This window comes from Pseudomonas sp. SJZ077 (assembly GCF_007993905.1).
GTDB lineage: Bacteria > Pseudomonadota > Gammaproteobacteria > Pseudomonadales > Pseudomonadaceae > Aquipseudomonas > Aquipseudomonas mandelii.
The window spans coordinates 145,780-159,242 of record NZ_VIUJ01000007.1; the positions used below are offsets into that span (position 1 = coordinate 145,780).

Genomic DNA, 13,463 nt, shown 5'->3' on the forward strand with positions numbered 1-13,463 from the left:
GGAGCGAGGCTTGCCCGCGAAGCTTTCAAGGCTGGACGACTGCACCGGGCACCAACGGTAATTCCAGGCTGGCGATGAACCCGCCTTGCGGGTGATTGGCCAGCACCAGGCTCCCGCCATGCCGTTCTGCCGCGCGTCGCGCAATCGCCAATCCCAAGCCATGTCCGGCCGCCGTCTGCCCCGGAGCCCGATAGAACGGCTCACCCAGCAGGTTCAAATGCTCGGCATCGACACCGGGCCCATGGTCCCTGACGCTGACCACAATCCGCTCGCCTTGGCGCACCGCCTGCATTTCAATCGGCTGCCCTGCGGGATTGAAGCGCTGGGCATTGCGCAGCAGGTTATCGACGGCACGCTCGATCATCGTCGGCCAGCCTTTGAGGTTCAGCTGCGGTTCGGCGTCGAGGTGAACGGTCTGCTCCGGTGAAGCCAGTTGCGCATCTTTTTGCAGCGTATTGAGCAGCGCATTCAGGTCCACTTCTTCAGCGCTGGCGTTGTCGGCATCGACCCGTGCCAGTACCAGGATTTCACTGATCAGGGCTTCTAGTCGATCGCACTCACGGGTCAAGCGTGGCGCGAGCTTCTCCCGTTCTTCGGGGGTGGCCCGTTCGGCCAGTGCCAAGGCAATGCGCAGTCGCGCCAGCGGTGAACGCAGTTCATGGGATACGTCGCGCAGTAACTGTCGCTGGCTGCCGATCAGACTTTGCAGGCGCGCACCCATGCGGTTGAAGTCGTTGGCCAATACACCAAATTCGTCGCGCCGGTTGGCCAGTTTCACCAGGCTGTTCTGCTGATAGGTGGTTTGCCCAAGGTCATGCACCGCGCCGCGCAAGCGGTTCAGCGGGCGAGTGATGGACAAGGTCACGAACAGGCTGAAGAGGGTCAGCACCACCAGCGCAATGCCCAGCGCACTTAGCGGCCAGAGCAGGCTTTCGCGGTGCCAGGCGTCCAGTTCCGGGTGCGGGATGCGGTAGATAAGCAGGTAGGTGTCGCCGGTCTTGGCGCTGGTGTATTCGTCGGTCAGACGTCGCCACGGCAGGCGGCGATCGTCGTTGTTCTGCCGTGCTTCGAAAGCCGCCGCACGCCGGGGAAAGGTACCGCGCACCACCGGGTCGCCGCTCTCGTTGAGCACCTGAACGTCAATGTGATACTGGCGCTTGCGCTGTTCCAGAATGTCCTGGGCCGCTTCCTCACCTTGGGCTTCGTAGGTTTGCGTCCACTGTTCGGCCAGGGTGTTGAGGCCCGGGTGGCGGCTGAGAATCCACGCGTCCTGGTTGAGCATGTGCCCCAACAGAATGGAAAGCCCTGCAACCAGAGTGATGGCCAGCCAGAAGCTGGCCAGGATACGCCAGAACAATGAGCGCACAGAAAATCCTCAAACGATCACAAATCCCATGTGGGAGCGGGCCGACCTGTAGGGGCGAGCGGTACGGCGATCCAACTTGCCCGCACCGCCAGGTCCTACAATGGCAAAAGACCCGACGGGGTTAGCCGTCGGGTCCGGGGTCAGTGCATTATTGCGCTTTTTGCGGTTGTTGCGCTTTCCACGCCTTGAATTCGGCCCATTCGGCGCGGCGCTCAGCCTTCTTCTTCTGGATCTCGTCGAATTTCTTCTGTTGATCCGGTTTCAGCAGGCCACGGACATCGGCTTCGGCTTTTTTGTGGTTGGCGGCCATTTCATCTTTCATGGCTTTCTGGTCGGCCGGCGAGAGTTTCTCCAGGTACTTCTCGACCACTTGCTTACGCTCGTGCATCTGCTCGCCCATGATTTTGCGGATCTGCTCACGCTGTTCGCGGCTCAGGTCCAGCTGGCTGTACGGGCCTTTACCGTGCATGCCGTGCATCTGACCGCCGTGGCGCGGGCCGTCCATCGGGCCATCCATCGGGCCGGAACCTTCAGGCATGGCCATGGCAACGGTCGGCAGGGCGGCAGCGAACATCAGAGCGATAAGAGTCTTGCGCATGGTGAATCTCCTTGTCTCGTTCCCGGTACGTTCCGGATGAGTTCAGAATACGCAGATCAAGGTCAGCGGCGGTCAGCGGAGCGTAAAGCTTGGGTAAAGACGATTTCGTGGCGTCCTTACAAACTTTGCTGGCAGTGACCTGTGGCGAGGGAGCTTGCTCCCGTCGGGCTGCGAAGCGGCCCCAAAAGAAGGCCTGCTGCGCAGTCCAGCGGGAGCAAGCTCCCTCGCCACAGGTTTGCTCCCATCCGGTTCTTCCAGGTGTTCAGAGGCTGTAGTAGTAACCGCGGCTACGCAGGGCAACGATGCGTGGGCGGCCGTCGGGGTGTGGGCCGATTTTTTTGCGCAGGTTGCTGACGTGCATGTCCAGGCTGCGGTCGTACAGGGTCAGCTTGCGGCCGAGGGCGATTTGCGCCAGGTCCTGTTTGTCCAGCGGCTCGCCGGGTTGCTTGAGCAGGGCTTCGAGCAGACGGCTTTCGGAGACGGTGAGGGTAAATTCCTGTTCGTCGATGCTGACCACGCCACGCACCGGGCTGAAGCACAGGTCGCCCAGTTCGAGCTGGCTGGACACCGCCGTCGGATGACTGCGGCGCAGTACGGCGCGCAGACGGGCTGTCAGTTCCCGCGGGTCGCACGGCTTGGCCAGGTAATCGTCGGCGCCGAGTTCCAGGCCGAGGATGCGATCCAGTGGTTCGCCACGCGCAGACAGCATCAGCACCGGCAGGTCCGGATGGTCGCTGCGCAATTGCTTGAGCAATTCCAGACCGCTGCCGTCCGGCAGCATCACGTCCAGCACCACGGCGGCGGGGGAGGTTTCGGCCAGCGCACGGCGAGCACTCTGGCCGTCGTGGCAGGCACGGACCTGAAAGCCTTCCTGGCTCAGCCAACTGCTCAGGAGCTCGCACAGCTCCTGGTCATCATCAATTAATAACAGCTCGCTCATTACTCACTCAATTTAGCCATTGCCGACGTTTTCTGGTGGCACCACTGGCGAAGATACCGCAGAGCAGGGCCAATAGCGCAACTCCACCACCGATTACGAACCATTGCTGCTGATCAGTCAGCAGACGTGGCAGCGGATTGCTCGCCTGGGCTTCCTTGAGTTGCAGCTTGAGGCGCTGGTTCTCTTGGCGCAACCGGCCCAGCTGAGCGCTTTCGCGTTCACTGTCGGTATTTTGCAGTTGTTTGCTCAGTTCTTCCCGTTGCTGCTCGCTTACCTTCAAGCGCTGCTGCAACTCGGTGATCTGGCTGCCGGCGCTCAGCGACAGCGGCGTCGTACTGCCGCCCTCGGCGCTTTCTTCACCATGGGCCGGCGCTACCATCGACAACGTCACCAACATCAGACACAACGGACCTTTGCGCATCGCAACTCCTGATTCCAATACGAGTATTGGGCAGGTTGTCGGCCGGCGAACGAGAATAATGAGCGTTGAGCGCGCGATGAACCGGCAAGGTTCATCGCGCGGGCGCGATTTACGGCAGGACTTGCTTGAACGGCTTGACCGAAACGTTGGCGTAGACGCCCGCAGCGATGTACGGATCCGCATCTGCCCAGGCCTGGGCGGCGCTCAGGGAATCGAACTCGGCGACGATCAGGCTGCCGGTGAAACCCGCCGCGCCCGGATCATTGCTGTCGACCGCCGGGTGCGGGCCGGCCAATACGATACGACCTTCGCCCTTGAGCACTTGCAGGCGCTCAAGGTGGGCAGGCCGAGCGGCCAGGCGGGCTTCCAGGGAGTTGGCGACGTCTGTGGCAATGATTGCGTAAAGCATGTCAGTCCTCGGTTTTTGGCGTGGTGGTATCGGCGTCGTGCAGGTGGCGGGACAGGTAAATGCCCTGGGCGACCAGGAACAGCAACGTCATGCCCAGGCTGCCGAAGACTTTGAAGTCGACCCAGTAGCTCTGGAACGTGAACGCGACGAACAGGTTGGCAGCACCGCAAAACAGGAAAAAGCCGATCCAGGCGATGTTCAGTCGCGTCCAGACCTGGTCCGGCAGGGTCAGTGCATGGCCCATGATGCGCTTGATCAGCAGTTGCTCGCCGATGAAGTGGCTGCCAATGAACGCCAGGGCGAACAGCCAGTTGACCACCGGCGCTTTCCACTTCAGGAAGGTTTCGCTGTGGAACGCCAGGGTCAGGCTACCGAAGACCAGGCAGGCGATGAGGGTCAGCCATTGGCTCTTTTCCAGCTTGCGCTGCTTGATGAACAGCGCACCGTAAACCACCAGGGAGCTGATGATCAGCATCGCGGTGGCGCTGTAAATACCGCCTACAGTCAGTTGATATCCGCCGATGTCGACGACCCGTGGATCAATTTTGAAAACGATGAAAAACAGCAGGAGCGGGATGAAATCGATGAATTGTTTCACAGTGGCAGCCAGAAGCAGGATGTGGCGGCATAATAACAAACATATGGGCGCGCGATAGCGCCAGCTGATTTGAGGTAACACATCCCCGTGAATGTTGATTTGCACTGCCATAGCACTGCCTCCGATGGCGCTCTCGCGCCTGCTGTCCTGGTGGCGCGTGCGTTCGAGAAAGGCGTGCGAGTCCTGGCCTTGACCGATCACGACACCCTCGAGGGCCTCGATGAGGCCCGCAGTGCGGCGACCTCGCTGGGGATGCAACTGGTCAACGGCGTCGAATTGTCCTGCACCTGGGGCGGCGCGACCATTCATGTGCTCGGCTACGGATTTGATGTCAATGCCGAACCGTTGGTCGAGGCGATCGCCAAATTGCACGATGGCCGCTGGCTAAGGTCCGAAGAAATAAGCCGCAAGCTGGCATTGAAAGGCATGCCCGGCGCGCTGGAAGGTGCCCGGGCGATCCAGCAGGAACTGGGCGACAGCGGCAATGCGCCGGCCCGTCCGCATTTCGCCGACTGGATGGTGCGTGAAGGTTTCGTCAAGGATCGCGCTGAAGCGTTCCGTAAGTGGCTGGGCGCTGGCAAGCTGGGCGACGTCAAGCAGCATTGGCCGACCCTGGAAGACACGGTCGAAACGCTGCGAGCCGCGAAAGCCTGGGTCAGCCTGGCGCATCCGTGGCACTACGATTTCACTCGCAGCAAGCGTCGCCGCCTGATTTCTGACTATATTCAAGCCGGGGGCCACGCAATTGAAGTGGTCAATGGCCATCAGCCCGCCGAGCAAGTGGGCAGCCTGGCGATTCTTGCCCGCGAGTTCGGTCTGCTGGTCAGCGCCGGCAGTGATTTTCATGGCCCTGGAGGCTGGTCCGAGATCGGCGAGTACCGCCCGCTCCCGGAGGATCTGCCACCACTGTGGTGTCGATTCAAACATGACCCAATTATTGCCGCCGTCTGAACAGGTAGAGAATGTGAGTCAATTTTTCCAGATTCATCCGGAGAACCCGCAAGCGCGCCTGATCAAACAGGCTGTCGAAATCATCCGCGGCGGCGGGGTGGTGATTTATCCCACAGACTCGTCCTACGCCATTGGTTGCCAGATCGGCGACAAGAATGCCGTGGATCGCGTGCGCCGTTTGCGTGGGCTGGATGAAAAGCACAACTTCGCGCTGATTTGCAGCGACCTGTCGCAACTGGGGGTGTTCGCCAAGATCGACACGGGCACCTTCCGCTTGCTCAAGGCGCACCTGCCGGGGCCTTACACCTTCATTCTCAACGCCACCCGCGAAGTCCCGCGGCTGTTGTTGCACCCGAAAAAACGCACCATCGGCCTGCGGGTGCCGAGTCATCCGATTGCCCTGGCGCTGCTGGAAGAGCTCGGCGAGCCCTTGATGAGCGTGACCCTGATCATGCCCGGCGACACCGATCCGATGAGCGATCCTTACGAAATGCGCCAATTGCTTGAGCATCAGGTCGACCTGATCATCGATGGCGGTTTCGGCGGGATCAAGGCGTCCACCGTGATCAACCTCGCCGACGGCGAGCCGGAAGTGATCCGCGTCGGTTGCGGCGACCCTACGCCGTTCATGGCCGAGGCGTAGATGTCTGCAGTAGAACCCGTTGTCGACAGTCAGGCCGGCGCCCAGCAAGAGCTGCCCTTCGCCATGGTCTATGGCCAGGCGGTCATGGAAATGCCGCTGGACCTGTACATCCCGCCGGATGCGCTCGAAGTGTTTCTCGAAGCCTTCGAGGGGCCCCTCGACCTGCTGCTGTACCTGATCCGCAAGCAGAACATCAACATCCTCGACATTCCCGTGGCGGAAATCACTCGCCAGTACATGGGCTATGTCGAGCTGATGCAGTCGGTGCGCCTGGAACTGGCCGCCGAGTACCTGGTGATGGCCGCGATGCTGGCCGAGATCAAGTCGCGGATGCTGTTGCCGCGGGCCGAAACCATCGAAGACGAAGAAGATGACCCGCGCGCCGAACTGATCCGTCGCTTGCAGGAATACGAACGCTTCAAGGCGGCGGCCGAAGGCATCGATGGCCTTACTCGCGTCGGGCGTGACGTGGTGGTGCCCAAACTGGATGCCCCGGAAGCGCGGGCGCGCAAGCTGTTGCCGGACGTGCGTTTGTCAGAGCTGCTGCTGTCCATGGCCGAAGTCCTGCGCCGTGGCGACATGTTCGAAAGTCACCAGGTCAGTCGCGAGGCATTGTCCACCCGCGAACGCATGAGCGATGTGCTGGACCGGCTCAAGGGCGGCGGTTTCGTGCCCTTTGTCGAGCTGTTCACCGCTGAAGAAGGACGCCTGGGGGTGGTGGTGACCTTTATGGCGATCCTCGAACTGGTCAAGGAATCTTTGGTCGAGCTGGTGCAGAATGAGCCGTTCGCGGCGATCCACGTGCGAGCCCGAGCCGAATAACGAGTTGAATCATGAACCTGACTGAACCCCGCGAGCTGGCGCCATTGCTTGAAGCCTTTCTGTTGGCCTCGGGAAAACCGCAATCGCTTGAACGCCTGTTCGAACTCTTCGAAGAGGGCGAGCGCCCTGAGCCGCCAGTCTTCAAGAAAGCCCTGACGATTCTGGCCAAGTCCTGCGACGGCCGCGCCTTCGAGCTGAAGGAAGTGGCCTCCGGGTATCGCCTGCAGATCCGCGAAAAATTCTCGCCGTGGGTAGGCCGTTTGTGGGAAGAACGCCCGCAGCGTTATTCCCGCGCCATGCTCGAAACCATCGCCTTGATCGCCTATCGCCAGCCGATCACCCGGGGCGAGATCGAAGACGTGCGGGGCGTGGCGGTCAACAGTCACATCGTCAAGACCCTGCTGGAACGCGAGTGGATTCGTATAGTCGGATACCGCGACGTGCCTGGCAAACCGGCGATGTTCGCCACCACCAAGGCGTTTCTCGACCACTTCAACCTGAAGAACCTCGACGATTTGCCGCCACTGGCTGAGTTGCGAGAGCTGGAGCCTGATCCGGTGCTCGATTTTGACGACGCGCCGGTACCGGCAGGCTTGCAGGAACTGGCGGATGCCAGTGCCGAACCGGAAGAACCCAAGGAGGAGACCAGTTTCCATACGCTGTTGCTGGAACTGGACACCATGGAAGAGGGGCTCAAGACCGACTTCGATGACATCCTGCGTGATAGTGCGGTGACGGATTCCGAAGAGGTGCTGGATCAGCCTGAGCCTGAAATCGAAGTTGAACTTCAAGTCGAGCCTGAAGCCACAGTCGAAGAAGAACCGGAAGAAGAGTTGGAAGATGACGTGCTGGGTGTCGCCGAAGCGCGGGAGAAACTTCTGGCTGCTGTGGCTGCCCTCGAACAGCACAACCCCGAACCCGAATTGAGCGACGAAGAGGCCGAAGCCCGGGCTCTGGCCGAAGCCATCGAAGCCGAACGCCGCGAATTCGACGACTGACCCGGACGCCGATTCCCCCTGAGGGAGTGAGCCTGTTCGCGATAGCGGTGGGTCAGGCAAAACGATGTCGATTGACACTCCCTCATCACGAGCAGGCTCGCTCCTACAGGGGTTCTGTGTTGCCTGGAGAATTTGATGAGCTCAACCAAAGACCCCTGCATCAGCGTCTGCAAATTCACCGATGACATCTGCCTCGGCTGCGGCCGCAGCAAGCGCGAGATCAGGGCCTGGAAGAAACTCGACAAGTCCGACAAGCGCACGGTGCTGGCCGAAGCGTCGCTGCGGTTGATCAAACTTGGCGCCGCCGGTCGGCGGAAAGGCAAGTAAGTCTCCAATCATCAGCTAGTCTCTGATGCGCGAACGCTTCCATGAGCGTATGATTCGCGACCCTTTGGCGATCCCTTTGTCAAAGTACCCAGTTTTACATCGCTTCAGGACGCTCAATTCAGGGCCGCCTGAACAGACCACACCGGGAGGTGCCCAGATGAGTATCAACGACCAGAAAGACGACCAGGAAATCGGCCCAGCAGGCGAAAAACTGCAGAAAGTCCTCGCCCGTATCGGCGTCGGCTCGCGCCGTGACGTGGAAGCCTGGATCAGCCACGGCCGCATCAAGGTCAATGGCAAAGACGCCACCCTTGGGCAGCGCGTCGACATGCATGACGCCATCACCATTGATGGCAAGGTGATCAAGCGCGAAGAAGCCGCCGAGTCGGTACGCCGCGTGATCATGTACAACAAGCCGGACGGCGAAATCTGCACCCGCCTTGATCCGGAAGGCCGTCCGACCGTTTTCGACAAGATGCCGCGCCCGAAAGAAGGTCGCTGGATCAACATCGGTCGTCTGGACATCAACACCACTGGCCTGCTGATGTTCACCACCGACGGTGAGCTGGCCAACCGCCTGATGCACCCTTCCTACGAAATGGACCGTGAATACGCGGTACGTGTGCGTGGCGAAGTCGATGACGAGATGATAGAGCGTCTGAAAGCAGGCGTCGTCCTCGAAGACGGCCCGGCCAAGTTCACCGACATCAAGCAAGCGCCGGGTGGCGAAGGTTTTAACCACTGGTACCACTGCGTGGTGATGGAAGGTCGCAACCGCGAAGTCCGTCGTCTGTGGGAATCCCAAGGCCTGGTGGTCAGCCGTCTGAAGCGCGTGCGTTTCGGTCCGGTGTTCCTCAACTCCGACCTGCCGATGGGCCGCTGGCGCGAAATGAGCCAGTACGAAGTCGACATTCTGAGTGCTGAAGTCGGCCTGACCCCAGTGGCCATGCCGCAAATGAACGCCAAGAGCAAAGACAAGCTCGACCGCATGCAGCGTAAATCGTCGCGTCCAATGGGCAAGACCGAGCGCGTGCGTTCGTTGCGTCCAGCCATCGGCAACCAGACCGCTGCTACGCCGCGTGACTCCCGTGAACCGCAAATCGAAGGCGAGCGTCCAGCCCGCAAACCAGCAGCGCCACGCGCTGATGGCGAGCGCGGTCCACGCACGCCGCGTCCGGCCAACGGTCGCACTGAACGTGGCGAAGGCCGTGGTGCTCCAAGTGGTGGTCGCAGTGATCGCGGTGCTCCAGCCGGTCGTGGCGAGTCTCGTGGTGAGTCGGGTCGCGGTACGCCAGTGGCAGACCGTCCTTCCGACACCAAGCGCCCGGCCAAGGCACCGGCGAAGAAGCGCCCAGGCATCGTTCTGGTCGACAAGGATGCGCCATCAGGCAAACGCCGTGGTGCGCCAGCCGGTTCGGGCCAGCGTCCGGGCTTTGGTCGTCGCAAGCCTGAGTAATCGGTAAGCACCGAATAAAAAACGCCAACCCTCGGGTTGGCGTTTTTTTTTGGTCTGGCAAAAGCCGGTCTTCAGAATGCAGATAAACCTGTGGTGAGGGAGCTTGCTCCCGTTGGGTCGCGAAGCGGCCCCAAACCCTCTACCCGGTGTGTCAGGCAAATCGTGGCGGCAGGTTTTGCGACTGCTGCGCAGTCGAACGGGAGCAAGCTCCCTCGCCACAGGGTTCATGTTGCTTAGAAAACAAACCGCCCATCAAACACCGGCTCATCATCCAGCGCCAACACGCCGCTGGAGAAGATCAGGTCCAGATGATGGCTGCCCTTGGCCCCACCACCCAACCCCAGATGCAGCCCGCAATGGCGCTCCTCGAACCCGGCATTTCGGGCATACAGCGCCTTCACGCCTTCATTGGTGCCGATTCCCAATTCCTCAATGCGCCGGTTCGACGGATTGGCCTCCAGGTACTTGTTGAAATCATGTTCCAGTCCCGGCACTTCCGTGGCGATCTTGTGGATGGTCGAGTTCTCGATCCACAACTCCAGCGGCGAATCCAGCACCCCGTACTTGCGGGCAAACGGAATGGTGCTGAGGAAGGTCCCCATGAACTTCACCCGGCCGTTGATCGCTTCGCTGTGCGTGGCAATTTCACCGGGGGCCAAATCAAAGTTGCCGATGCCGTTGATGTCGGTCCACTTCTTGATGCTGTTCAGCGGTGTTTCAAACCACGAGCCGTGATCATCTTTGAAACTCAACGTTGTCGCGTGAGACATGCGCTGGATCAAGTGGCTATTCAAACCCGCTATGCGCTGCGGAGTGACGCTGAAAGTGTCGTAGAAGTAATCGCCGTAATCCTTGAACAGCAGCGACTTCTTCCAGTTCTCGGCCATTACACCTTGCAGCGCACGGACAAACTCCGGGCCGTCGGGGCGAGGATTGGGCAGGGTGGAAGAGTCGTAGAAGAAAATGTACAGATCGCTTTCGGCAATCGCCTGGGCCAGCTTTTCTGTCGGCTCAATGTCCAGGCGCATGGTGCTGAAGCGGAAGGGCTGGCTGTCACTGGCCTGTTCGGCGATGGCGCCGGTCAGTGCCTCGTAATCAGCGGTGTGGCCGAGCAAGACCTTTGCCGGGTTGATGCCGGCAACGGCAGGGTGGTGTTCGAGGTAGTAAAGGAAATGCGATATGGCGCGTTGCTTATCCATGTAGTCCTCCCTGACAAACCGAGAAAAAGTGGCAGGCACAACCGGCCGGATCGTGCCTGCCGGGTGGGCCTTACAGAGGCCACATCGCCGTGCCGAACGGAACAACCGCATCGGCTTGCATCATTTCAACGGCGGCTTCATGGGTCGGTGCTTCAAACCAATCGTCCAGTTGCAGTTCAGTTTCCAAGTCTTTTTCAAGTGCTTGCATTGTGAATCTCCTAGATGACTTTTTCGGTAAGTGCAGCGGCGCGTTTTTCAGTCATTGAATAACGTGCCAACTTGCCGGTCGATGCGTCTCGGCAAGTCGCTGAAAACCTAGTCCAGAGCTTTTTAAATTGCAAAAAAATAATCAAATTAGATTTGTTTGAACTTTTTATTCTGTTTTATGAGGGCCTGTTTATCGATTAAAAACAAAAAACTAACTCGACCTTTTCCTTAGGAAGCTTCCTAACGTCAATTTGCAGTCGTCCTACGGATTGATCTGATTTGGAAAGTCTGCGTTACGGCTTGTAAAGAAAAGCTGACGGATTATCGCCTCTGAGCCCTTGGATTGACGTCCACGGAAGGTGTGTAAGGAAATCCTTCCGCAAACACGTCGTTCAACCACCCTGTAAGGCTCTGGCTCGCTTGTTTCAACGGCGCTGGCAGGGTGAGATGCGCTCCATGCCTGTCGTGCAGGTGCATAACAAGAAGGAGGCGCAATGAACGCCGTGACTCATCTCCACTTCTCCCCCGAGGGCGATTTGTTCGTCGTCCCCGTCGAAGACCCGCAAAGGTCTGACCCAGTTTTTGCAGCCGCCCGAAACCCTCGGGGCGGACACAGGCAATCCCGGCAAACGACGCGCTGATCCAGCGGTGTCTGGCAGCAGGGGGTTACAGGTGTACAATGCGCCGCGTTTTAACTGTGACCTCCTGCGCATCTGCGCAAACCTCAAGGCTATCCGCCTTGTTCACTCCGCCGCGCCACAAGCGTGTCGGGTTCGATTTCGTCACAGATAAAAACAAACAGGTGACGCATGACCGTTGTAAAAACGCTGAACTCCTTTTGCCTTCGCTGGGGTTTGATCGGCGCTGCTTGAAATCGCAACCGAGCAGCAACGTCTAACGAACATCATCAAACCTTGCGTGAGACCCTTTTCATGAGTGGACAAAACTCGCATTCAGGCGAACTGAAACGCGGCCTGAAAAATCGCCATATTCAACTGATCGCCCTCGGTGGCGCGATCGGTACCGGGCTGTTCCTGGGCTCGGCCGGTGTACTGAAATCTGCCGGCCCGTCGATGATCCTCGGCTACGCCATCTGCGGCTTCATTGCCTTCATGATCATGCGCCAGCTCGGCGAAATGATTGTCGAAGAGCCTGTGGCGGGTTCCTTCAGCCACTTCGCCCATAAATACTGGGGCGGGTTCGCCGGCTTCCTGTCGGGCTGGAACTGCTGGATCCTGTACATCCTGGTGGGCATGTCGGAGCTGACTGCGGTCGGCAAATACATCCACTACTGGGCGCCACACATTCCGACCTGGGTCTCGGCCGCCGGCTTCTTCGTCCTGATCAACCTGATCAACCTGGCCAACGTCAAAGTCTTTGGAGAGGCCGAGTTCTGGTTCGCGATCATCAAAGTCGTGGCGATTGTCGGCATGATCGCGCTCGGCAGCTACCTGCTGGTCAGCGGCCACGGCGGCCCGCAAGCCTCGGTGACCAATCTGTGGGCCCACGGCGGTTTCTTCCCGAACGGGGTTAGCGGCCTGGTGATGGCCATGGCGATCATCATGTTCTCCTTCGGCGGCCTGGAAATGCTCGGTTTCACCGCAGCAGAAGCCGACAAGCCGAAAACCGTGATCCCGAAAGCCATCAACCAGGTGATCTACCGGATCCTGATTTTCTACATCGGTGCGCTGGTCATCCTGCTGTCGCTGACGCCATGGGACAGCCTGTTGGCGACCCTGAACGCGTCGGGTGATTCCTACAGCGGCAGCCCGTTCGTGCAAGTGTTCTCAATGCTTGGCAGCGACACCGCCGCACACATCCTCAACTTCGTGGTCCTGACGGCGGCGCTGTCGGTGTACAACAGCGGCACTTACTGCAACAGCCGGATGCTGCTGGGCATGGCCGAGCAGGGCGATGCGCCGAAAGCCTTGGCGAAAATCGACAAGCGCGGCGTGCCGGTGCGTTCGATCCTCGCTTCGGCGGCGGTGACGTTGATTGCGGTGTTGCTGAACTACCTGATCCCGCAAAACGCGCTGGAACTGCTGATGTCGCTGGTGGTTGCCACCCTGGTGATCAACTGGGCGATGATCAGCTTCTCGCATTTCAAGTTCCGCCAGCACATGGACAAGACCAAGCAGACGCCGCTATTCAAGGCCCTGTGGTACCCATACGGGAACTACGTCTGCCTGGCGTTCGTGGTGTTCATTCTCGGCGTAATGCTGTTGATCCCGGGCATCCAGATCTCGGTGTATGCGATTCCGGTTTGGGTCGCGTTCATGTGGGTGTGCTACGGCATCAAGAACAAGCGCAGCGCTCAGCATGCGTTGCAGGCTGCAAACGCGAAGTAAGCGCAGCTCGCAGAAACAACAAACCCGGCCAATGTGCCGGGTTTGTTGTTTTCAGGCCTCACACAACCCCCTGTAGGAGTGAGCCTGCTCGCGATGGGGTCGTGTCAGGCAACAAAGATGTCGACTGACAACACTGCTATCGCGGGCAAGCCTCGCTCCTACAGGGACCGCATGCTTTCA

15 protein-coding genes are annotated in these 13,463 nt (G+C 59.7%); 7 read left to right on the top strand and 8 right to left on the bottom strand.

Going from position 1 to position 13,463, the window contains the following annotated elements:
- Positions 1-25: 25 nt before the first annotated feature.
- The 6 genes from FBY01_RS13135 to FBY01_RS13160 form a co-directional block, all read right to left on the bottom strand.
- The gene (locus FBY01_RS13135) at positions 26-1,366 is read right to left on the bottom strand and encodes a cell wall metabolism sensor histidine kinase WalK (RefSeq protein ID WP_010461950.1); all 1,341 of its coding nucleotides are present in this window, start codon (positions 1,364-1,366) and stop codon (positions 26-28) included.
- A gap of 148 nt (positions 1,367-1,514) precedes the next feature.
- The gene (locus FBY01_RS13140; RefSeq protein ID WP_077748019.1) at positions 1,515-1,964 is read right to left on the bottom strand and encodes a Spy/CpxP family protein refolding chaperone; all 450 of its coding nucleotides are present in this window, start codon (positions 1,962-1,964) and stop codon (positions 1,515-1,517) included.
- Between the two features lie 262 nt (positions 1,965-2,226).
- On the bottom strand, positions 2,227-2,904 hold the full coding sequence (locus FBY01_RS13145) for a response regulator transcription factor (protein WP_010461945.1): 678 nt from the start codon (positions 2,902-2,904) through the stop codon (positions 2,227-2,229).
- A 7-nt stretch (positions 2,905-2,911) separates the two neighbouring features.
- On the bottom strand, positions 2,912-3,325 hold the full coding sequence (locus FBY01_RS13150) for a translation initiation factor 2 (RefSeq protein ID WP_010461943.1): 414 nt from the start codon (positions 3,323-3,325) through the stop codon (positions 2,912-2,914).
- A gap of 109 nt (positions 3,326-3,434) precedes the next feature.
- Positions 3,435-3,734, bottom strand: coding sequence for a YciI family protein (locus tag FBY01_RS13155; protein WP_008156126.1), 300 nt, complete (start codon positions 3,732-3,734; stop codon positions 3,435-3,437).
- Position 3,735: 1 nt separating this feature from the next.
- Entirely contained in the window at positions 3,736-4,332 is a 597-nt protein-coding gene (locus FBY01_RS13160; RefSeq protein WP_010461937.1) for a septation protein A, read from the bottom strand.
- Positions 4,333-4,419: 87 nt separating this feature from the next.
- On the opposite strand from FBY01_RS13160, the gene FBY01_RS13165 reads away from it, so the two are divergent.
- From FBY01_RS13165 to rluB, 6 genes are all read left to right on the top strand, one after another.
- Positions 4,420-5,283 (top strand): PHP domain-containing protein, encoded by an 864-nt coding sequence (locus FBY01_RS13165; RefSeq protein WP_010461935.1) that lies wholly within the window; start codon positions 4,420-4,422, stop codon positions 5,281-5,283.
- 13 nt (positions 5,284-5,296) lie between these two features.
- Positions 5,297-5,926, top strand: coding sequence for an L-threonylcarbamoyladenylate synthase (locus FBY01_RS13170; RefSeq protein ID WP_010461933.1), 630 nt, complete (start codon positions 5,297-5,299; stop codon positions 5,924-5,926).
- Entirely contained in the window at positions 5,927-6,748 is an 822-nt protein-coding gene (locus tag FBY01_RS13175; RefSeq protein WP_010461931.1) for a ScpA family protein, read from the top strand.
- 11 nt (positions 6,749-6,759) lie between these two features.
- Positions 6,760-7,746 (top strand): SMC-Scp complex subunit ScpB, encoded by a 987-nt coding sequence (gene scpB / locus FBY01_RS13180; protein ID WP_145308060.1) that lies wholly within the window; start codon positions 6,760-6,762, stop codon positions 7,744-7,746.
- A 135-nt stretch (positions 7,747-7,881) separates the two neighbouring features.
- Positions 7,882-8,073 carry a DUF1289 domain-containing protein gene (locus FBY01_RS13185; protein WP_145308058.1) on the top strand — a complete coding sequence of 64 codons (192 nt, stop codon included), beginning with the start codon at positions 7,882-7,884 and terminating at the stop codon, positions 8,071-8,073.
- A 157-nt stretch (positions 8,074-8,230) separates the two neighbouring features.
- Complete coding sequence (rluB, locus tag FBY01_RS13190; RefSeq protein WP_010461925.1) at positions 8,231-9,529, top strand: 23S rRNA pseudouridine(2605) synthase RluB; 1,299 nt, start codon at positions 8,231-8,233, stop codon at positions 9,527-9,529.
- 233 nt (positions 9,530-9,762) lie between these two features.
- Here the strand turns inward: rluB and FBY01_RS13195 are convergent, their stop codons facing one another.
- Together FBY01_RS13195 and FBY01_RS31550 are read right to left on the bottom strand one after the other, a co-directional pair.
- Complete coding sequence (locus tag FBY01_RS13195; protein WP_077748013.1) at positions 9,763-10,728, bottom strand: leucyl aminopeptidase; 966 nt, start codon at positions 10,726-10,728, stop codon at positions 9,763-9,765.
- A gap of 70 nt (positions 10,729-10,798) precedes the next feature.
- Positions 10,799-10,936 (bottom strand): hypothetical protein, encoded by a 138-nt coding sequence (locus FBY01_RS31550; protein ID WP_010461921.1) that lies wholly within the window; start codon positions 10,934-10,936, stop codon positions 10,799-10,801.
- 931 nt (positions 10,937-11,867) lie between these two features.
- Here FBY01_RS31550 and FBY01_RS13205 point away from each other — a divergent pair.
- Positions 11,868-13,283 carry an amino acid permease gene (locus FBY01_RS13205; protein ID WP_083374760.1) on the top strand — a complete coding sequence of 472 codons (1,416 nt, stop codon included), beginning with the start codon at positions 11,868-11,870 and terminating at the stop codon, positions 13,281-13,283.
- Positions 13,284-13,463: the final 180 nt, after the last annotated feature.

Excerpts from the sequence above, each read along its gene's own strand:
- rluB (WP_010461925.1), top strand. The coding sequence starts at position 8,231 with ATGAGTATCAACGACCAGAAAGACGACCAGGAAATCGGCCCAGCAGGC.
- FBY01_RS13150 (WP_010461943.1), bottom strand. The coding sequence starts at position 3,325 with ATGCGCAAAGGTCCGTTGTGTCTGATGTTGGTGACGTTGTCGATGGTA.
- FBY01_RS13155 (WP_008156126.1), bottom strand. The coding sequence starts at position 3,734 with ATGCTTTACGCAATCATTGCCACAGACGTCGCCAACTCCCTGGAAGCC.
- FBY01_RS13195 (WP_077748013.1), bottom strand. The coding sequence starts at position 10,728 with ATGGATAAGCAACGCGCCATATCGCATTTCCTTTACTACCTCGAACAC.
- FBY01_RS13185 (WP_145308058.1), top strand. The coding sequence starts at position 7,882 with ATGAGCTCAACCAAAGACCCCTGCATCAGCGTCTGCAAATTCACCGAT.
- FBY01_RS13140 (WP_077748019.1), bottom strand. The coding sequence starts at position 1,964 with ATGCGCAAGACTCTTATCGCTCTGATGTTCGCTGCCGCCCTGCCGACC.
- FBY01_RS13175 (WP_010461931.1), top strand. The coding sequence starts at position 5,927 with ATGTCTGCAGTAGAACCCGTTGTCGACAGTCAGGCCGGCGCCCAGCAA.
- FBY01_RS13205 (WP_083374760.1), top strand. The coding sequence starts at position 11,868 with ATGAGTGGACAAAACTCGCATTCAGGCGAACTGAAACGCGGCCTGAAA.
- FBY01_RS13145 (WP_010461945.1), bottom strand. The coding sequence starts at position 2,904 with ATGAGCGAGCTGTTATTAATTGATGATGACCAGGAGCTGTGCGAGCTC.
- FBY01_RS31550 (WP_010461921.1), bottom strand. The coding sequence starts at position 10,936 with ATGCAAGCACTTGAAAAAGACTTGGAAACTGAACTGCAACTGGACGAT.
- scpB (WP_145308060.1), top strand. The coding sequence starts at position 6,760 with ATGAACCTGACTGAACCCCGCGAGCTGGCGCCATTGCTTGAAGCCTTT.